This is a genomic window from Klebsiella sp. PK01 (genome assembly GCF_057624675.1).
Map to the genome: position 1 here is coordinate 118,169 of NZ_JBYEZM010000008.1, position 19,755 is coordinate 137,923.

At 54.8% G+C, this 19,755-nt stretch carries 18 protein-coding genes and 1 other annotated feature; of the genes, 14 read left to right on the plus strand and 4 right to left on the minus strand.

Annotation, left to right across the window (positions count from 1 at the left end; genetic code table 11):
• Positions 1 to 4 precede the first annotated feature (4 nt).
• From creB to creD, 3 genes are read left to right on the plus strand one after another with little or no spacing between them, the layout of a single operon-like run.
• Entirely contained in the window at positions 5 to 694 is a 690-nt protein-coding gene (creB, locus tag AC22LX_RS21740) for a two-component system response regulator CreB (protein ID WP_045395896.1), read from the plus strand.
• Positions 694 to 2,118: a two-component system sensor histidine kinase CreC gene (gene creC, locus AC22LX_RS21745; protein ID WP_487334216.1), complete on the plus strand. Its 1,425-nt coding sequence runs from the start codon at positions 694 to 696 to the stop codon at positions 2,116 to 2,118. Before creB ends, creC begins: the two co-directional genes overlap by 1 nt.
• A gap of 59 nt (positions 2,119 to 2,177) precedes the next feature.
• The gene (gene creD, locus AC22LX_RS21750) at positions 2,178 to 3,533 is read left to right on the plus strand and encodes a cell envelope integrity protein CreD (RefSeq protein WP_047043915.1); all 1,356 of its coding nucleotides are present in this window, start codon (positions 2,178 to 2,180) and stop codon (positions 3,531 to 3,533) included.
• Positions 3,534 to 3,598: 65 nt separating this feature from the next.
• On the opposite strand, the gene arcA is transcribed toward creD, so the two are convergent.
• Positions 3,599 to 4,315 (minus strand): two-component system response regulator ArcA, encoded by a 717-nt coding sequence (gene arcA / locus AC22LX_RS21755; protein ID WP_002887843.1) that lies wholly within the window; start codon positions 4,313 to 4,315, stop codon positions 3,599 to 3,601.
• A gap of 95 nt (positions 4,316 to 4,410) precedes the next feature.
• Between arcA and yjjY the strand changes: the two genes are divergently transcribed.
• The 7 genes from yjjY (at position 4,411) to AC22LX_RS21790 (ending at position 11,166) form a co-directional block, all read left to right on the plus strand.
• Positions 4,411 to 4,551 carry a YjjY family protein gene (gene yjjY, locus AC22LX_RS21760; protein WP_001541509.1) on the plus strand — a complete coding sequence of 47 codons (141 nt, stop codon included), beginning with the start codon at positions 4,411 to 4,413 and terminating at the stop codon, positions 4,549 to 4,551.
• A 395-nt stretch (positions 4,552 to 4,946) separates the two neighbouring features.
• A complete protein-coding gene (locus tag AC22LX_RS21765; protein ID WP_045395885.1) occupies positions 4,947 to 5,633 on the plus strand; it encodes a tRNA/rRNA methyltransferase in 687 nt (228 codons plus the stop codon).
• A gap of 210 nt (positions 5,634 to 5,843) precedes the next feature.
• Complete coding sequence (gene thrL, locus AC22LX_RS21770) at positions 5,844 to 5,912, plus strand: thr operon leader peptide (RefSeq protein ID WP_004222578.1); 69 nt, start codon at positions 5,844 to 5,846, stop codon at positions 5,910 to 5,912.
• Positions 5,851 to 5,969: a sequence feature (Thr leader region), on the plus strand. It overlaps the preceding gene by 62 nt.
• A gap of 25 nt (positions 5,970 to 5,994) precedes the next feature.
• Positions 5,995 to 8,457: a bifunctional aspartate kinase/homoserine dehydrogenase I gene (gene thrA / locus AC22LX_RS21775; RefSeq protein WP_045395882.1), complete on the plus strand. Its 2,463-nt coding sequence runs from the start codon at positions 5,995 to 5,997 to the stop codon at positions 8,455 to 8,457.
• Position 8,458: 1 nt separating this feature from the next.
• Positions 8,459 to 9,388: a homoserine kinase gene (gene thrB / locus AC22LX_RS21780; RefSeq protein ID WP_045395879.1), complete on the plus strand. Its 930-nt coding sequence runs from the start codon at positions 8,459 to 8,461 to the stop codon at positions 9,386 to 9,388.
• Between the two features lie 3 nt (positions 9,389 to 9,391).
• Positions 9,392 to 10,672, plus strand: coding sequence for a threonine synthase (gene thrC, locus AC22LX_RS21785; RefSeq protein ID WP_049060232.1), 1,281 nt, complete (start codon positions 9,392 to 9,394; stop codon positions 10,670 to 10,672).
• Positions 10,673 to 10,866: 194 nt separating this feature from the next.
• Positions 10,867 to 11,166 carry a DUF2502 domain-containing protein gene (locus AC22LX_RS21790; protein ID WP_063447679.1) on the plus strand — a complete coding sequence of 100 codons (300 nt, stop codon included), beginning with the start codon at positions 10,867 to 10,869 and terminating at the stop codon, positions 11,164 to 11,166.
• A gap of 38 nt (positions 11,167 to 11,204) precedes the next feature.
• On the opposite strand, the gene yaaA is transcribed toward AC22LX_RS21790, so the two are convergent.
• Both yaaA and AC22LX_RS21800 read right to left on the minus strand, forming a co-directional pair.
• Positions 11,205 to 11,978: a peroxide stress protein YaaA gene (gene yaaA / locus AC22LX_RS21795; RefSeq protein ID WP_045395869.1), complete on the minus strand. Its 774-nt coding sequence runs from the start codon at positions 11,976 to 11,978 to the stop codon at positions 11,205 to 11,207.
• Between the two features lie 77 nt (positions 11,979 to 12,055).
• Positions 12,056 to 13,486 (minus strand): alanine/glycine:cation symporter family protein, encoded by a 1,431-nt coding sequence (locus tag AC22LX_RS21800; RefSeq protein WP_063447678.1) that lies wholly within the window; start codon positions 13,484 to 13,486, stop codon positions 12,056 to 12,058.
• A gap of 202 nt (positions 13,487 to 13,688) precedes the next feature.
• On the opposite strand from AC22LX_RS21800, the gene tal reads away from it, so the two are divergent.
• The 3 genes from tal (at position 13,689) to AC22LX_RS21815 (ending at position 16,758) form a co-directional block, all read left to right on the plus strand.
• Complete coding sequence (gene tal, locus AC22LX_RS21805; protein ID WP_487334217.1) at positions 13,689 to 14,642, plus strand: transaldolase B; 954 nt, start codon at positions 13,689 to 13,691, stop codon at positions 14,640 to 14,642.
• A gap of 110 nt (positions 14,643 to 14,752) precedes the next feature.
• Positions 14,753 to 15,340, plus strand: coding sequence for a molybdopterin adenylyltransferase (gene mog, locus AC22LX_RS21810; RefSeq protein WP_045395860.1), 588 nt, complete (start codon positions 14,753 to 14,755; stop codon positions 15,338 to 15,340).
• Positions 15,341 to 15,453: 113 nt separating this feature from the next.
• A complete protein-coding gene (locus AC22LX_RS21815) occupies positions 15,454 to 16,758 on the plus strand; it encodes an MFS transporter (RefSeq protein WP_045395857.1) in 1,305 nt (434 codons plus the stop codon).
• A 40-nt stretch (positions 16,759 to 16,798) separates the two neighbouring features.
• Here AC22LX_RS21815 and satP read toward each other — a convergent pair whose 3' ends face one another.
• Positions 16,799 to 17,365: an acetate uptake transporter gene (gene satP, locus AC22LX_RS21820; protein ID WP_487334218.1), complete on the minus strand. Its 567-nt coding sequence runs from the start codon at positions 17,363 to 17,365 to the stop codon at positions 16,799 to 16,801.
• Positions 17,366 to 17,807: 442 nt separating this feature from the next.
• Here satP and dnaK point away from each other — a divergent pair, with 442 nt between their 5' ends.
• Complete coding sequence (gene dnaK, locus AC22LX_RS21825) at positions 17,808 to 19,724, plus strand: molecular chaperone DnaK (RefSeq protein ID WP_045395850.1); 1,917 nt, start codon at positions 17,808 to 17,810, stop codon at positions 19,722 to 19,724.
• The last annotated feature ends 31 nt before the right edge of the window (positions 19,725 to 19,755 follow it).

Consider the following 19,755-nt stretch of genomic DNA (forward strand, 5'->3'; position numbering starts at 1 on the left):
CACAATGCAACAGCCACGGATTTGGTTAGTTGAGGATGAACAGAGTATCGCCGATACCCTTGTTTACATGCTGCAGCAGGAAGGATTCGACGTGACCGTCTTCGAGCGCGGGTTGCCCGCGCTTGATGCGGCGCTGCATCAGAGCCCGGATTTAGCGATCCTCGACGTCGGCTTGCCGGATATTAGCGGCTTTGAACTATGCCGACGACTGCTGGCGCGCCATCAGGCATTGCCAGTACTGTTTTTGACCGCACGCAGCGAAGAGGTTGATAAGCTGCTGGGGCTGGAAATTGGCGCTGACGACTATATCGCCAAACCGTTTTCGCCGCGCGAAGTCTGCGCGCGGGTGCGTACCGTTCTGCGTCGCCTGCAGAAATTTTCTACCCCTTCGCCGGTGGTGCGCGTTGGCGAGTTCGTGTTGGATGAGCTGGCGATGACAATTAGCTGGTACGGTCAACCGCTGAGCCTGACGCGTTACGAATTCCTGCTGTTGAAAACCCTCATTAACGCCCCCGGTCGCGTGTTCTCTCGCCAGCAGTTGATGGAGCGAGTGTGGAGCGATGCTTACGAGAGTATCGATCGTACCGTCGATACCCATATCAAAACCCTACGCGCCAAGCTGCGGGCGGTGAATCCTGATATTAACCCGATTAATACGCATCGCGGTCTGGGCTATAGCCTGGGGGGCTATTGATGCGTATCGGGATGCGCCTGCTACTGGGGTATTTCTTGATTGTCGGCATTGCCGCGTGGTTTGTGCTCTCTATCTTTGTGCAGGAAGTCAAACCGGGCGTGCGCCGGGCAACGGAAGGCACGCTTAACGATACCGCAACGCTATTGGCGGCGCTGGCCCGGGAGGATCTTCTTTCGGTAAATCCGCAGCAGGGGCGGCTGGCGCAGGCCTTTCAGTCGCTTAATCAGCAGCCCATCAACGCCAATATCAGCGGTATCAGGAAAATGCGCAATGAGTACCGCGTCTATCTGACGGATGCTCAGGGGAAGGTGGTGTTTGACTCCTGCGGGGAGGCGGTTGGCCAGGATTATTCGCGCTGGAATGACGTCTGGCTGACCCTGCGCGGCCAGTACGGCGCCCGCAGTTCGCGCAGTGACCCCAATGATGATAATAGCTCAGTCATGTACATTGCCGCGCCGGTGATGGATAACGGGCGTATCATCGGCGTGGTCAGCGTTGGTAAACCTAATCTGGCAATGACGCCGGTGATTAAACGCAGCGAGCGGCGGATATTGTGGGCCGGTGGCGCGCTGCTGGGGATTGCTTTACTGATCGGCGCCGGGATGGTCTGGTGGATTAACTTCTCTATTGGCAAACTGGTGCGTTACGCCGATTCGGTGACTGCCGAGCGTCCGTTGCCTCTGCCGAACGTCGGCAGTAGCGAGTTAAGCAAGCTGGCGCAGGCGCTGGAGAGCATGCGCGTGAAGCTAGAAGGCAAGAACGCGATCGAAAACTATGTCTACGATCTCACTCATGAACTCAAAAGCCCGCTGGCGGCGATCCGCGGTGCGGCGGAGATCTTGCGCGAGGGGCCGCCGCCTGAGGTCGCCGCGCGTTTCACGGCAAATATTCTTGCGCAGAATACCCGCATGCAGCTGTTGGTGGAAAAACTGCTGCAACAGGCGCGGCTGGAAAATCGGCTGGAGATAACGCCGCAGTTGGTTTCGGTTGATGCGCTTTTCCAACGTCTGGCGGATGAACGCGACATTGCTCTGGAGGCGAAAGCCATCACCCTGCGCTGGCAGAAGAGCGGGGTAACGGTGAATGGCGATAGCGAACTACTGGCGCAGGCGCTGGGCAATCTTATCGATAATGCGATTGACTTTACCCCCCGCGGCGGTGAAATCGCTCTGGCGGTGGAGACGTGCCACGAAGAGGCGCAGCTAAGCGTGACGGATAACGGTCGCGGTATTCCTGACTTTGCGCTGGCGCGCGTCTTTGAACGCTTTTACTCGCTGCCGCGGGAAGATGGCCATAAGAGCAGCGGTTTAGGACTGGCGTTTGTGCGTGAGGTGGCGCGTCTGCATCAGGGTGATATTAGCCTGCGTAATCGCCCTGAAGGCGGCGTTGTCGCGACGCTACAACTTCACCGTCCCTTCACATAGCTTCAAACACACTGCACATAGCCGCCCTACAGTGAGCCCATCACGATAGGGAGAAGGCTATGATGAAATCACCATTATTCTGGAAAATTAGTACGCTGTTGGGCTGTATTTTGCTGTTGTCCGTGCCGCTGATGATGGTCAGAGCGCTTATTAGCGAGCGTGCGGACTATCGCAGCGATGTAGTGGATGCGATAGAGCACAGTACCAGCGGTTCACAAAAGCTGACGGGGCCGCTGGTTGCTATCCCGGTGACCGAGACGCTATTTCGTATGGAGAACCAAAAAGAGGTCGAATATCAGCGTCGCTGGATCTACTACTGGCTACCGGAAACGCTGACGGTTAACGGTGTGCAAAATGTGGAGTCGAGAAAAGTCGGCATATACAGTGGGCAGGTCTGGCATAATGCCCTGCAAATTCAGGCGCAGTTCGATCCTTCGCGGCTGAAAGAGCTGCAAAAGGCAAATATCAATTTAGGAAAACCGTTTTTAGTGCTTAGCGTGAGCGATGCCCGCGGCATCGGCGTGATCAACGCGCCGGTAATTGACGGTACGGCACTGACCGTTGAACCGGGATTGGGATTGAACGGCGGCGGGGTAGGCATTCATATGCCGATGCCGGCGTTAAGCGCAGACAATAAACCGCTGGATATTGCTTTTACCCTCAATCTTAACGGTACCGGCGGCTTCTCCGTTGTACCGTTGGGCCGCAACAGCGAGCTGCAGCTGACCAGTAACTGGCCGCATCCAGGATTCCTTGGCAGATTCCTGCCTACGAAACGCGAAGTGAGCGCCTCGGGTTATAGCGCACACTGGCAGAGCAGTTGGTTTGCCAACAATATGGGCAACTATTTCGCCGATGACACCGATATTGAGTGGTCGCGTTTACCCGCCTTTAGCGTGGACGTGATGTCGCAGGCCGATCAATATCAGCTCACCGACCGGGCGACTAAATACGCCATCCTGTTAATCGCACTGACTTTTATGGCCTTCTTCGTTTTCGAGAGCCTGACGCATCGTCGTCTGCACCCGATGCAGTATCTGCTGGTCGGCTTATCGCTGGTGATGTTCTACCTCGTGTTGCTGGCGCTCTCTGAGCATATTGGCTTTACCCGAGCCTGGGCGATAGCCAGCCTGATTGGCGCGGTAATCAACGGTATTTATTTACAGGCGGTACTGAAAGGGTGGCGTAATAGTCTGTTATTCGTCGTGGCGCTGCTGCTGCTGGATGGCGTGATGTGGCTACTGCTGCGTTCTGAGGATAGCGCGCTGCTGCTCGGCACTGGGGTGCTACTGCTGGCGCTGTGCGCGTTGATGTTCCTGACCCGCCGCGTGGACTGGTATGCCTTATCTCTACCGCAGAGCAAACCGGAAAAACCGCAAAGCAAGGATGACGACACGCTACGTATCTGGAAGTAAAAGTAGCATAAAAAAACAGCGCCAGAAGGCGCTGTTTTTGCATTATAGCTGCGGGATAACCAGAATTATTCCTGCAGATCGCCGCAGAAACGGTAACCTTCACCGTGAATCGTGGCGATGATTTCCGGAGTATCCGGCGTGGATTCGAAATGCTTACGAATGCGACGAATGGTCACGTCCACGGTACGGTCATGCGGCTTCAGCTCGCGACCGGTCATTTTCTTCAGCAGCTCTGCGCGTGACTGGATTTTGCCCGGGTTTTCGCAGAAGTGCAGCATCGCGCGGAATTCGCTACGCGGCAGCTTGTACTGCTCGCCGTTTGGGCTCACCAATGAACGGCTGTTGATATCCAGTTCCCAACCGTTGAACTTGTAGCTCTCAACGCTGCGACGCTCTTCGCTCACGGTACCCAGGTTCATGGTACGGGAGAGCAGGTTACGCGCGCGGATAGTCAGTTCACGCGGGTTAAACGGTTTAGTGATATAGTCATCGGCGCCGATTTCGAGGCCAAGAATTTTATCAACTTCGTTGTCGCGGCCGGTAAGGAACATCAGCGCGACGTCAGCCTGCTCACGCAGTTCACGCGCGAGCAGAAGACCATTTTTACCTGGCAGGTTGATATCCATGATCACCAGGTTGATATCATTTTCAGACAGGATCTGATGCATTTCCGCGCCATCGGTCGCTTCGAATACATCATAACCTTCTGCTTCGAAAATACTTTTTAACGTGTTGCGTGTTACCAACTCGTCTTCAACGATAAGAATGTGCGGGGTCTGCATGTTTGCTACCTAAATTGCCAACTAAATCGAAACAGGAAGTACCAAAGTCCCTGACCTGCCTGGTACATGCCACAAATTAACATGTCCGGCGTAACATGACTAAAGTACGTAATTGCGTTCTTGATGCACTTTCCATCAACGTCAACAACATCATTAGCTTGGTCGTGGGTACTTTCCCTCTGGACCCGACGGTGTCAAAAACGGCTGTCATCCTAACCATTTTAACAGCAACATAACAGGCTAAGAGAGGCCGAACACCCAATAAAACTACGCTTCGTTGACATATATCAAGTTCAATTGTAGCACGTTAACAGTCTTGTGAAATCATTGCATCGATTTGCGATTTATCGTCACATTTCTTACACAGCTCAATTAGTTGCAGCTATGAATTAATAAATGCAATGAATCCAAAGCCCGTAGACAAATGAAAACTGAAATATCATTGCCAAACATATGGATAAATGCGTTCTGTTAACATACTCCGTATTGGTGTCCAATGTGAACAGTTTAGTTTTTTTTAAGAGTAATAAAGCTCATTTTTAGTGATTTTTGTTGCAAATTTGTAAATTTTCGCCGCGTAAAATGGGGGAGACCGCAGAGTCACGCCGCGTAAGTGGATAAGGGAAGCATAATGCGTTTATCGATCATTTTAGTGGCCCCCGCGAGGGCTGAAAACGTCGGCGCGGCGGCGCGAGCGATGAAAACCATGGGATTCAGCGAACTGCGGATTGTCGATAGCGAAGCGCATCTGCAGCCTGCCGCGCGCTGGGTTGCGCATGGTTCGGGAGATATTTTAGATAATATAAAAACCTATCCGACGCTTGAGCAGGCCCTGCACGATGTCGACTTTACCGTCGCCACTACCGCCCGCAGTCGCGCGCGTTTTCACTACTACGCCACGCCGCAGCAGTTGCTACCGCTGCTGGAAGAAAAAGCGCAATGGATGAAACATACGGCGCTGGTCTTTGGCCGTGAAGATTCCGGATTAACTAACGATGAACTGGCGCTGGCCGATGTGCTTACCGGCGTGCCGATGGTCGCCGATTATCCCTCCTTGAATCTTGGGCAGTCGGTAATGGTGTATTGCTATCAGCTGAGCTCGCTGCAGCAGCAGACTGCGGTTCAGGCGCCTGAAACCGACGAAAAACAATTGCAGGCGCTACGTCAGCGGACGCTTTCGCTACTTGGACGCTTGGGTGTCGATGACGACATAAAACTGGCCGACTGGCTACAGCAGCGGATCGGCCTGTTACAACAGCGCGACACCGCCATGTTGCATCGTTTGCTGCATGATATTGAAAAAAATCTATCTGAATAAAATCCTGTGATAAGTTATTTTTATGGTTGAATGTACTGATTTCAACAGCAACCGTCTGGCAATGCGGCGGAAATATCGGGGCGCTGTGGCGTAATGACGGTGTTGGTTGAAAAGTCGCCAATTTAGAAATTCGTTGACTTAAGCAGGCAGATACTTTAACCAATATAGGCAGGACACAAGACAGATAAAAATACAGAGTACACAACATCCATGAATCGCATCGGCATGATTACCACCATTATCACCACCACCATTACCACAGGTAACGGTGCGGGCTGACGCGTACAGGAAACAACAGAAAAAAGCCCGCACCTGAACAGTGCGGGCTTTTTTTTTGACAAGAGATCAAGGGGTAAGAACCATGCGAGTGTTGAAGTTCGGCGGTACATCAGTGGCAAATGCAGAACGTTTTCTGCGGGTTGCCGATATCCTGGAGAGCAATGCCAGGCAGGGGCAGGTTGCGACCGTGCTGTCTGCCCCGGCGAAAATCACCAACCATCTGGTCGCAATGATTGAAAAAACCATTAGCGGTCAGGACGCTCTTACCAATATCGCCGACGCTGAACGCATTTTTGCCGACCTGCTGCAGGGACTGGCCGACATTCAACCAGGCTTCCCGCTCGCACAGCTGAAAACTTTCGTAGACCAGGAATTCGCGCAGATTAAACACGTGTTGCACGGTATCAGCCTGCTGGGCCAGTGCCCGGACGGCGTTAATGCCTCGCTGATCTGCCGCGGTGAAAAGCTCTCTATCGCTATCATGGCGGCGCTGCTGGAAGCGCGCGGCCACAAGGTCAGCGTGATTAATCCGGTCGAAAAACTGTTGGCCGTCGGCCACTACCTTGAATCCACTGTTGATATTGCTGAATCTACCCGCCGTATCGCCGCCAGCCAAATCCCGGCAGACCACATGGTGCTGATGGCCGGCTTTACCGCCGGTAACGAAAAGGGTGAGCTGGTGGTTCTCGGGCGTAATGGTTCTGATTACTCCGCTGCCGTGCTGGCAGCCTGTATGCGCGCCGACTGCTGCGAAATCTGGACCGACGTTGATGGCGTCTATACCTGCGACCCGCGTCAGGTACCGGATGCGCGGCTGCTGAAATCCATGTCTTATCAAGAAGCGATGGAGCTCTCCTATTTCGGCGCGAAGGTGCTGCATCCGCGCACTATCGCTCCCATCGCCCAGTTCCAGATCCCCTGCCTGATTAAAAATACCGGTAATCCGCAGGCGCCGGGCACGCTTATCGGCGCCAGCCTTGATGAAGACGGCCTGCCGGTAAAAGGGATCTCTAATCTTAACAATATGGCCATGTTCAACGTTTCCGGGCCGGGAATGAAAGGCATGGTCGGTATGGCGGCGCGCGTTTTCGCCACCATGTCCCGCGCCGGTATCTCCGTGGTGCTGATTACCCAGTCTTCTTCGGAATACAGCATCAGCTTCTGCGTGCCGCAAAGCGACAGCGCGCGGGCGAAGCGAGTGATGGAAGAGGAATTTTATCTCGAACTGAAAGAAGGGCTGCTGGAGCCGCTGTCAATCATGGAGCGGCTGGCGATCATCTCCGTCGTGGGCGATGGAATGCGCACGCTGCGCGGTATCTCGGCGAAATTCTTCGCCGCGCTGGCGCGCGCCAATATTAATATCGTGGCGATTGCCCAGGGCTCTTCCGAGCGTTCAATTTCGGTGGTCGTCAGCAACGACGACGCGACTACCGGCGTGCGCGTCACGCATCAGATGCTGTTTAACACCGACCAGGTCATCGAAGTCTTCGTGATTGGCGTCGGCGGCGTCGGCGGCGCGTTAATCGAACAGATTAAGCGCCAGCAGAGCTGGTTGAAGGGCAAGCATATCGATCTGCGCGTATGCGGCGTCGCCAATTCACAGGCGCTGCTGACGAACGTCCATGGCTTGAATCTGGAAAACTGGCGTAGCGAACTCGCGGAAGCGAAAGAGCCCTTTAATCTGGGCCGTTTAATCCGTCTGGTGAAAGAGTATCACCTGCTGAACCCGGTTATCGTCGATTGTACCTCCAGCCAGGCGGTGGCCGATCAGTACGCTGACTTCCTGCGTGAAGGTTTCCATGTGGTGACGCCGAATAAAAAGGCCAATACCTCTTCGCTGGATTACTATCACCAGTTGCGTCACGCCGCCAGCAGCTCGCGGCGCAAGTTCCTCTACGACACCAACGTCGGCGCGGGTCTGCCGGTCATTGAAAACCTGCAGAATCTGCTGAACGCTGGTGATGAGCTGGTGCATTTTTCCGGGATCCTCTCCGGCTCGCTTTCCTTTATTTTTGGTAAGCTGGATGAGGGCATGAGCCTTTCTGAAGCCACTAAACTGGCGCGCGAGATGGGCTATACCGAACCGGACCCGCGCGACGATCTTTCCGGCGTGGATGTGGCGCGCAAGCTGCTGATCCTTGCCCGCGAAACCGGGCGCGAGCTGGAGCTCTCGGATATTATCGTTGAGCCTGCGCTGCCTGCCGACTTTGACGCCAGCGGCGATGTCGAAAGCTTTATGGCGCGACTGCCGACGCTTGACGATCAATTCGCCTCGCGGGTTGCTAAAGCGCGCGACGAGGGTAAAGTCTTACGCTACGTCGGCAATATTGAAGAAGATGGCGTCTGCCGGGTGAAAATCGCCGAAGTCGACGGCAACGATCCGCTGTTCAAGGTGAAAAACGGCGAGAACGCGTTGGCATTTTACAGCCACTATTATCAGCCTCTGCCGCTGGTGCTGCGCGGCTATGGCGCGGGGAATGACGTGACGGCGGCTGGCGTGTTCGCCGACCTGCTACGCACCCTGTCATGGAAGTTAGGAGTTTAAGATGGTCAAAGTATACGCCCCGGCTTCCAGTGCCAATATGAGCGTCGGTTTTGATGTGCTGGGAGCCGCGGTGACGCCGGTTGACGGCACCTTGCTGGGGGATAACGTCTCGGTAGAGACGGCGGCGGAGTTTAGCCTACGTAATGTAGGCCGCTTCGCCGGCAAATTACCGTCGGCGCCGCAGGAAAATATCGTTTATCAATGCTGGGAAGCCTTTTGCCGCGAGATCGGTAAAACGGTTCCGGTGGCGATGACCCTGGAAAAAAATATGCCGATCGGCTCGGGCCTTGGCTCCAGCGCTTGTTCGGTGGTCGCCGCGCTGGTGGCAATGAATGAGTTTTGTGGTAAGCCGCTGAATGAAACCCGAATGCTGGCGCTGATGGGCGAGATGGAAGGGCGCATCTCCGGTAGCGTTCACTATGATAACGTGGCGCCGTGCTACCTTGGCGGTATGCAACTGATGATCGAAGAAAATGGCATCATCAGCCAGCAGATCCCGGGTTTTGATGAATGGTTGTGGGTGCTGGCCTATCCGGGGATTAAGGTCTCTACCGCCGAAGCGCGTGCGATTCTTCCGGCGCAGTATCGCCGCCAGGACTGTATCGCCCACGGTCGTCACCTTGCAGGGTTTATTCACGCCTGCTATAGCCGTCAGCCGCAGCTGGCGGCAAAGTTAATGAAAGATGTTATCGCCGAACCGTACCGTACCAAACTGCTGCCGGGCTTCAGTGAAGCGCGTCAGGCGGCGATGGAGATCGGCGCGCAGGCTTGCGGTATTTCCGGCTCCGGCCCGACGCTGTTCGCGTTGTGCGATAAACCGGACACCGCGCAGCGCGTCGCCGACTGGCTGGCCGCGCATTATCTGCAAAATCAGGAAGGCTTCGTTCATATTTGCCGGCTGGACACGGCGGGCGCTCGAGTAGTGGGATAAGTGATGAAACTGTATAACTTAAAAGATCATAACGAACAGGTCAGCTTCGCGCAGGCCGTGACGCAAGGGCTTGGCAAACAACAGGGGCTGTTCTTTCCGCACGATCTGCCGGAATTCAACCTGACTGAAATCGACGAAATGCTGGAACAGGATTTCGTGACCCGCAGCGCGAAAATCCTGTCGGCCTTTATTGGCGACGAGATCCCGCAGAATGAACTACAGGCCCGCGTTGCCGCGGCGTTCGCCTTCCCGGCGCCGGTAAGTCAAGTACAGGATGATATCGGCTGCCTGGAACTGTTCCACGGTCCGACGCTGGCGTTTAAAGACTTTGGTGGCCGCTTTATGGCCCAAATGCTGACGCATATCGCGGGCGATAAGCCGGTGACGATTCTGACCGCTACCTCCGGCGACACCGGCGCGGCCGTGGCGCACGCCTTCTACGGCCTGCCGAACGTCAAAGTGGTTATCCTCTATCCGCGCGGTAAGATCAGCCCGCTGCAGGAGAAGCTGTTCTGTACCCTGGGCGGCAATATCGAAACCGTGGCGATTGACGGCGACTTCGACGCCTGTCAGGCGCTGGTTAAGCAGGCGTTTGACGATGAAGAGCTGAAGGTGGCGCTCGGCCTCAACTCCGCCAACTCGATTAACATCAGCCGCCTGCTGGCGCAGATCTGCTACTACTTCGAGGCGGTCGCGCAATTGCCGCAGGAAGCCCGCAATCAGCTGGTGGTGTCGGTGCCAAGCGGCAACTTCGGCGATCTTACTGCCGGCCTGCTGGCGAAATCGCTGGGGCTGCCGATTAAGCGTTTTATTGCCGCGACCAACGCCAATGACACCGTGCCGCGCTTCCTGCAGGATGGCAACTGGGCGCCGAAGGCGACGCAGGCGACCCTGTCTAACGCGATGGACGTCAGCCAACCGAACAACTGGCCGCGCGTGGAGGAGTTATTCCGCCGTAAAATATGGCGTCTGAATGAACTGGGCTATGCTGCGGTGGATGATGAAACCACTAAAGCGACCATGCGTGAATTGAAAGCCATCGGCTATACCTCGGAACCGCATGCGGCCATTGCCTATCGCGCGTTGCGCGACCAGCTGCAGCCGGGAGAATATGGGTTATTCCTCGGAACGGCGCATCCGGCTAAATTCAAAGAGAGCGTAGAAGAGATCCTACAGGAGACGTTGCCGCTGCCGAAAGAACTGGCCGACCGCGCCGACCTGCCGCTGCTCTCGCACAATCTCCCAGCCGACTTCGCCGCGCTGCGTAAGCTGATGATGGGCTAGCATTGCCACTCCGCTGTTCGTTAAACCGGGCTCCGCGCCCGGTTTTTTTACGCCCGAAAATGGAGAGATTGTGTATAACTGACCAATAAATGCGGAAGAGCATAAATTCAGATTGCGGAGAATAAACAGGGTAGTTTTGCAGGGTTAATATTTTGTTATCGACCCATAATGGGGGCGAATAGAAGGGGTTGCTTATGACAATGCTGAAACCTGTTTTGCTGGCGCTTTCTCTGCTGCTGGTCGCTCCTGCGTTGGTTCATGCAGATGAAATTACCCTGATCCCGGCGGTGAAGCTGCAAATCGGCGACCGTGATGATTATGGACGCTACTGGGACGGCGATCGCTGGCGCGATCATGACTGGTGGGCGAACCATTATGACTGGCGCGACGACCGCTGGCGTCCGCATGATGATTATCGCCGCCACGATCGCGATGACGATGACGATCAAGGTCATCATGGTCATGGCCACGAGCGGCATCACCACGACGACTAATCGTTCCGCCCCCGGCGCCATACCGGGGGCATTCAGGCTTACTGCTCGTGGCGTTTAAACACCAGTTCGCCGTTCTCCGATGCCTGCGCATCAAAGAAATAACCTTCGCTATCAAACTCCTGCAGTTGATCCGGACGGGTTAAACGGTTCTCTATGATAAAGCGGCTCATCAGGCCGCGCGCTTTTTTGGCATAGAAGCTGATCACCTTGAATTTGCCGTTTTTCTCATCGAGGAATACCGGCTTAATCAACTGTCCCTGCAATTTTTTCGGTTTTACCGATTTAAAATACTCATCGGACGCCAGGTTGATAACGATATCGTCGCCCTGCGCCTGCAGCGCCTGATTGAGCTTATCGGTAATGACATCGCCCCAGAAATGATACAAATCTTTGCCCTGCGGATTTTCCAACTTGATGCCCATCTCCAGACGATAAGGCTGCATCAAATCCAGCGGACGCAACACGCCGTAAAGCCCGGATAGCATACGCAGATGCTGCTGGGCGAAATCGAAATCCGCTTCGCTAAAGGTTTCAGCCTGCAGGCCGGTATAAACGTCGCCTTTGAAGGCCAGAATCGCTTGACGGGCATTCTGCGGGGTAAAGTCCGGATGCCAGTCGTGAAAACGGGTGGCGTTGAGGTCGGCAAGCTTATCGCTGATGCTCATCAGCTTACCGATTTGCGGCGCCGTCAGCTTACGGGCGATACCGATAAGCTGTTGAGAATACTCCAGGAGTTCGGGCTGGGTATAGCGCGTCGTTGCCAGCGGGCTTTGATAATCGAGCGTTTTAGCAGGTGAAATCAGAATCAGCATATCCAGTCCTTGCAGGGAATTTCGACGAATTTTAACAAAAAAAGAGTACGGTGGGAGCGATTGCTGCGATTACCGCGCTATTCACGCGGTATCTCATCCCAGGCGCCTGGCGCCAGATGTTGCTGAATTTCCGGATAGCGAGCGGGATCGAAGACCGGCTGTACGCCGAGTTTACGCTGGCGCAGATAATCGCTGGCGAGGATCCGTACCGTTGGCGACAGCAGCAAAATCCCCGTTAAGTTAGTGATAGCCATCAGCGCCATAATAATATCCGCCAATTGCCAGACCACCGGCAGACTTACCAGAGTGCCTGCCAGTACCATGAATACGGTAATGACCCGGAGCGTCCAGATATGCAGCGGCTTAGTGAGCCGCAGGAAGATCAGATTATTTTCGGCATAAATATAATTGGCGACAATCGAACTGAAAGCGAAAAGCAGTAGTACGGCAGCCACCAGACCAGGACCCCAACTGCCAATGAGATCGCCCATCGCGTGCTGCATGGTTTGAATCCCACTGACCACATTATCGCGGTTTTCGCGCGGCGCCAGCAGGATAATCACCGCGCTGGCGGTACAGATAACGATGGTATCAATAAAGACGCCAATCATCTGGACGATGCCCTGCGCCGCCGGATGCGGCGGCCATGAAGCCGCGGTAGCCGCCGCGTTTGGCGTGGAACCCATCCCCGCTTCATTGGAAAACATCCCGCGCTGAAAACCGCCGGTAAGCGCCTGGCTGATGGTATAGCCCACCGCGCCCGCCGCCGCTTCCTGCCAGCCGAAAGCGCAGCGGAAGATGGTTTCAAAGACCGCGGGTAGGGCGGAGAAGTGCCAGAGGCCAATCAACAGGCTGGCGCCCACCCATAGCAGGGCCATCAGCGGGACAAACCACTGCATCAATCGCGCCACGCCGCGTAAACCGCGGACGATAATCAACAGCGTCGCGGCAGCCAGCGCGGCGCCGACGGCGACCATCGGAAAATCGAAGGCATAGGCCATGGCGTGCGCCACCGAGTTGGCCTGCACGGTATTGAAAATCACCCCGTAGGCAAGCAGAAGTAGAATCGAGAAGACCACGCCCATCCAGCGCATCTCAAGGCCGCGAGCCATATACCACGCCGGGCCGCCGCGGAACTGGCCTGCGCTATCGCGCTCTTTGTACAATTGGGCAAGCGAGCATTCAGCGAAGCTACTGGCCATACCGAGTAGCGCGGAGACCCACATCCAGAACACCGCGCCGGGGCCGCCGGCGGCAATCGCTAACGCCACTCCCGCCAGATTACCGCTGCCGACGCGCGCCGCCAGACTGGTGCACAGCGCCTGAAAAGACGTTAAGCCGCCGGGCTGCGGGCGGAGGCTTTTTTTAAGGCTTTTGCCAAACTGACGAATATAACGGAACTGCACAAATTGCGTTCGCCAGGTGAACCAAATACCGGCGCCCAGTAACAGGTAAATCATTACCGAGCCCCAGAGTATTTCATTGATAAACGAGAGAAAATCAGGCATTAAACGTCCTCTTGTCCATGCCGGCGCGCGGTGTAAGCGCTACCACTCCGGTGACAATCCTTTAGCATTCAGATAATTAATATGTCGAGTTTATCACACTCTGCGCTCTTGCATTGTCGGCGGTTGCGCTGACCCTATGGCGTGTTATCATCTTGGCAGACCGGTTACATCCCCTTAACTGCTGTTTAAGAGAAACACTATCATGACGGATAAATTGACTTCTCTGCGTCAGTACACCACTGTCGTAGCTGACACCGGAGATATCGCGGCAATGAAGCTGTATCAGCCTCAGGATGCCACCACCAACCCTTCTTTGATCCTCGGCGCGGCTCAGATCCCTGAGTACCGTAAGCTGATTGACGACGCTGTTGCCTGGGCTCGCAGCCAGAGCAGCGATCGCGCACAGCAGATTATCGATGCTTCCGACAAACTGGCGGTGAACATCGGTCTCGAAATCCTTAAACTGATCCCGGGCCGTATTTCTACCGAAGTTGATGCCCGTCTGTCCTACGACACCGATGCTTCCATCGCTAAAGCGAAACGCCTGATCAAACTGTATAACGATGCCGGTATCGGCAACGATCGTATCCTGATCAAACTGGCTTCGACCTGGCAGGGCATTCGCGCCGCCGAGCAGCTGGAAAAAGAAGGCATCAACTGTAACCTGACCCTGCTGTTCTCCTTCGCTCAGGCTCGCGCTTGCGCCGAAGCGGGCGTCTTCCTGATTTCTCCGTTTGTTGGCCGTATCCTCGACTGGTACAAAGCGAACACGGATAAGAAAGAGTACGCGCCGGCAGAAGATCCGGGCGTGGTTTCCGTTAGCGAAATCTACGAGTACTACAAGCAGCACGGCTATGAAACCGTGGTAATGGGCGCAAGCTTCCGTAACGTTGGCGAAATCCTTGAGCTGGCCGGCTGCGACCGTCTGACCATCGCCCCTGCGCTGCTGAAAGAGCTGGCGGAAAGCGAAGGCGCTATCGAACGTAAACTGGCGTTCAGCGGCGAAGTGAAAGCGCGTCCGGAACGCATTACTGAATCCCAGTTCCTGTGGCAGCACAACCAGGATCCGATGGCGGTAGACAAACTGGCGGAAGGTATCCGTAAGTTTGCCATCGACCAGGAAAAACTGGAAAAAATGATCGGCGACATGCTGTAATCATCCCAGCGTGACCGGGCTGCCGGTCACGCTACTTCTTTTGAATCCTGTCTGTAATTCTCTCCAGCGTGTATCATTTCGCTTAATTGCACTATTTGAACGGAATGAATATGAATAAATTACGCATCGGCTTAGTTTCTATTTCTGACCGCGCCTCCAGCGGCGTTTACCAGGACAAAGGTATTCCTGCGTTGGAAGAGTGGCTGTCGCGTGCGCTGACAACGCCCTTTGAACTGCAGACTCGCCTGATTCCCGATGAACAGCCCATCATTGAACAGACGCTGTGCGAGTTGGTTGACGAGATGGGCTGTCATCTGGTGTTAACCACCGGCGGCACCGGCCCGGCGCGTCGTGATGTGACCCCGGACGCAACTTTAGCCATTGCCGATCGTGTGATGCCTGGTTTCGGTGAGCAAATGCGCCAGGTTAGCCTACACTTTGTGCCGACGGCTATCCTATCCCGGCAGGTTGGCGTCATCCGCAAGCAGGCGCTGATCCTCAACCTGCCAGGCCAGCCGAAAGCCATTCAGGAAACCCTCGAAGGGGTGAAAGACGCTGAAGGTAACGTGCTGGTGCATGGTGTCTTTGCAAGTGTACCTTATTGTGTACAGTTGCTTGAGGGGCCGTATGTGGAGACGGAAGCGAGCGTTGTAGCAGCTTTTCGCCCGAAAAGCGCACGGCGTGAAACTTTATCCTGAATTTAATGCATTGCTGATATAACCTGTATTGCCGGTGGTGTGCTGTTTTATTTACGGTATAGTGTTTTTTACTTTACACATTGCGTAATATTACTGCGGACGAAACGTCAGTTATGTCACAACACACCCGAGCACTGAATCGACAAGATTATAAAACTCTGACGCTGGCCGCCCTCGGCGGGGCGTTGGAGTTTTATGACTTCATCATCTTTGTCTTCTTCGCCGCCGTCGTCGGCGAACTATTCTTCCCGGCGGATATCCCGGAATGGCTACGTCAGGTACAGACCTTCGGTATTTTTGCCGCGGGTTATCTGGCGCGCCCTCTTGGCGGCATTATCATGGCCCACTTTGGCGACCTGGTCGGTCGCAAAAAAATGTTCACCCTCAGTATTCTGCTGATGGCGCTGCCGACGCTGGCGATCGGCCTGCTGCCGACCTATGCCTCAATGGGCATCGTTGCGCCGCTGCTATTACTGCTCATGCGTATTTTACAAGGGGCGGCGATTGGCGGTGAAGTGCCGGGTGCCTGGGTCTTTGTAGCCGAACATGTCCCGGAAAAACGCATCGGTATCGCCTGCGGCACCCTGACCGCGGGGTTGACCGTTGGGATCCTGTTGGGATCGGTAGTGGCGACGCTTATCAACACCAGCATGACGCCGCAGGGTATCCACGACGGCGGCTGGCGTATTCCTTTCCTGCTGGGTGGCGTGTTCGGTCTGGTAGCCATGTACCTGCGTCGTTGGCTGCAGGAGACGCCGATATTTCTTGAGATGCAACAGCGCAAAGCGCTGGCGCAGGAGCTGCCGGTGAAGGCGGTGGCGCTCAAGCACCAGAAGGCCGTTATCGTTTCGATGCTACTCACCTGGCTGCTTTCCGCCGGGGTGGTAGTGGTGATCCTGATGTCGCCGGTGTGGCTGCAAAAACATTATGGCTTTGCGCCGGCGATTACCCTGCAGGCCAATAGCATCGCCACGATTATGCTGTGTATTGGCTGTTTACTCGCCGGTCTGGCGGCAGACCGATTCGGCGCCAGCCGCACTTTTATCGTCGGTAGCCTGCTGTTAGCGGCGGCCAGTTGGGCCTTTTACCACCTTTCCGGCGCCAGCCCGCAGCGGCTGTTCCTGCTGTATGGCACGGTTGGGCTGTGCGTCGGCGTGGTGGGGGCGGTACCTTACGTAATGGTGCGCGCCTTCCCGGCGGAAGTGCGTTTTACCGGCATCTCGTTTTCCTACAATTTGTCATACGCCATTTTCGGCGGCCTGACGCCGATTGCCGTCACGATGCTGATGGGGGTTTCGCCGATGGCGCCGGCCTGGTACGTACTGGCGCTGTCGCTGATGGGGCTGGGTCTGGGTATTTGGCTGCGTCAGGGGTTGACGGCGCAGGCGGTTTTACCGCAAGGAGAACTGCAGCGTTAAATTTAACGCCGCCGCCCGCGTTGTGGGCGGCGGCAGGCCATTAGCGTGGCTCGCCAATCGGCAGGACGGTACGGCCGAACTGCTCGTTCAACACTTCACCCATCGCCAGGTAAATAGCGCTCGCGCCGCATACCAGGCCGATCCAGCCGGCAATTTTAACAATGCCTTCGTTATCAACCAGGTGGCCAATCGCCAGCAGCGCGAACAGCACCGTCAGGCTCAGGAACAAGAACTGCAGCATGCGCGCGGCTTTCAGCGTGCCGAAGAACATGAACAACGTAAAGATACCCCACAGGCCAAGATACATGCCCAGGAAATGCGGATTCGGCGCATCAGCCAGGCCCATTTTCGGCATCAGGAGGATCGCGACCAACGTCAACCAGAAGGAGCCGTAGGACGTAAAAGCGGTTAAACCAAAGGTGTTGCCTTTTTTATACTCGAGCAGGCCGGCAAAAATTTGCGCAATGCCGCCGTAAAAAATGCCCATCGCCAGGATAGCTACATCGAATGCGAAAAGGCCGCTATTCGCCAGGTTAAGCAGAATAGTGGTCATGCCGAAACCCATAAGGCCCAGCGGTGCCGGATTAGCCAACTTAGTGTTGCCCATAATTCCTCAAAATAATGATTAGAAAGGGAAGCATTACCCCGCCACTTGCGGTGGGGCGCGGCATAATAATGAGGCGCGCAGAGGCTGTCTATGATCTGGCGGGGTATTTTTCAGCAATTTACCTTTCGCGGCGATAATGGCCAACTCTTCGGCGAACGAGTGCGATATCCAATGAATATGTTCTTATTTACTATTTATTTTTTGTATGGGTTATACCGGCTATTTTTATCGTCTGGCGTGTCGTTTGCTCTCGCGCCTGCATTTTGCCAGAAAAATTTTTTTTGGCCTGCCCCTTGATGAAAACCAGGGCGACCCCATCTTGTAGTCAACCGCAGTGAAGAACCTGAAAAAAAATGATGTCAGGGCAGTTGAAACCGCACGTTTCGCCCTTATTACAGGTTCACAACCACATGTTGATCGAATTTTTAGTGGAGACGTTTAGATGGGTAAAATTATTGGTATCGACCTGGGTACTACCAACTCTTGTGTAGCGATTATGGATGGCACTACCGCTCGCGTGCTGGAGAACGCCGAAGGCGATCGCACCACGCCTTCTATTATTGCCTATACCCAGGATGGTGAAACTCTGGTTGGTCAGCCGGCTAAACGTCAGGCAGTGACAAACCCGCAAAACACCCTGTTTGCGATTAAACGCCTGATTGGTCGCCGCTTCCAGGATGAAGAAGTTCAGCGTGACGTTTCCATCATGCCGTACAAAATCGTTGCCGCAGATAATGGCGACGCCTGGCTTGATGTGAAAGGCACCAAAACCGCGCCGCCGCAGATTTCTGCTGAAGTGCTGAAAAAAATGAAGAAAACCGCTGAAGATTACCTGGGTGAGCCGGTAACTGAAGCTGTTATCACCGTACCTGCGTACTTCAACGATGCTCAGCGTCAGGCAACCAAAGATGCCGGCCGTATCGCGGGTCTGGAAGTCAAACGTATCATCAACGAACCGACTGCCGCTGCGCTGGCATACGGTCTGGATAAAGAAGTCGGCAACCGTACTATCGCGGTATACGACCTCGGTGGTGGTACCTTCGATATTTCTATTATCGAAATCGACGAAGTTGACGGCGAAAAAACCTTCGAAGTTCTGGCAACCAATGGTGATACCCACCTGGGTGGTGAAGACTTCGATACTCGTCTGATCAACTACCTCGTTGACGAGTTTAAGAAAGAGCAGGGCATTGACCTGCGCAACGACCCGCTGGCGATGCAGCGTCTGAAAGAAGCTGCAGAAAAAGCGAAAATTGAGCTGTCTTCCGCTCAGCAGACCGACGTTAACCTGCCGTATATCACCGCAGACGCGACCGGTCCGAAACACATGAACATTAAAGTGACTCGCGCGAAACTGGAAAGCCTGGTTGAAGATCTGGTTAACCGTTCCATCGAGCCGCTGAAAGTTGCCCTGCAGGATGCCGGTCTGTCCGTTTCCGATATCAACGACGTGATCCTCGTTGGTGGTCAGACTCGTATGCCGATGGTGCAGAAGAAAGTTGCCGAGTTCTTTGGTAAAGAACCGCGTAAAGACGTTAACCCGGATGAAGCTGTGGCTATCGGCGCAGCGGTTCAGGGTGGTGTTCTGACTGGTGAAGTTAAAGACGTTCTGCTGCTGGACGTTACCCCGCTGTCGCTGGGTATCGAAACCATGGGTGGCGTGATGACCGCGCTTATCAGCAAAAACACCACTATCCCGACCAAGCACAGCCAGGTGTTCTCTACTGCGGAAGACAACCAGTCCGCGGTAACCATCCATGTGCTGCAGGGTGAGCGTAAACGCGCTTCTGATAACAAATCTCTGGGTCAGTTCAACCTGGATGGTATTAACCCAGCGCCGCGCGGTATGCCGCAGATCGAAGTAACCTTCGATATCGATGCTGACGGTATCCTGCACGTTTCCGCGAAAGATAAAAACAGCGGTAAAGAGCAGAAGATCACCATCAAGGCTTCTTCCGGTCTGAATGAAGAAGAAATTCAGAAAATGGTTCGCGAAGCGGAAGCTAACGCTGAATCTGACCGTAAGTTCGAAGAGCTGGTTCAGACCCGTAACCAGGGCGACCATCTGCTGCACAGCACCCGTAAGCAGGTTGAAGAAGCAGGCGACAAACTGCCGGCTGATGACAAAACTGCAATCGAGTCTGCGCTGACCGCGCTGGAAGCTTCCCTGAAAGGTGAAGATAAAGCGGACATCGAAGCGAAGATGCAGGCGCTGGCCCAGGCTTCCCAGAAGCTGATGGAAATCGCTCAGCAGCAGCATGCACAGCAGCAGGCTGGCGGTGCTGACGCTCAAGAGAACAGCGCGAAGGACGACGATGTTGTCGACGCTGAGTTCGAAGAAGTGAAAGACAAAAAATAATCGCCCTTTGAACGGGTAAAACACTGGCACG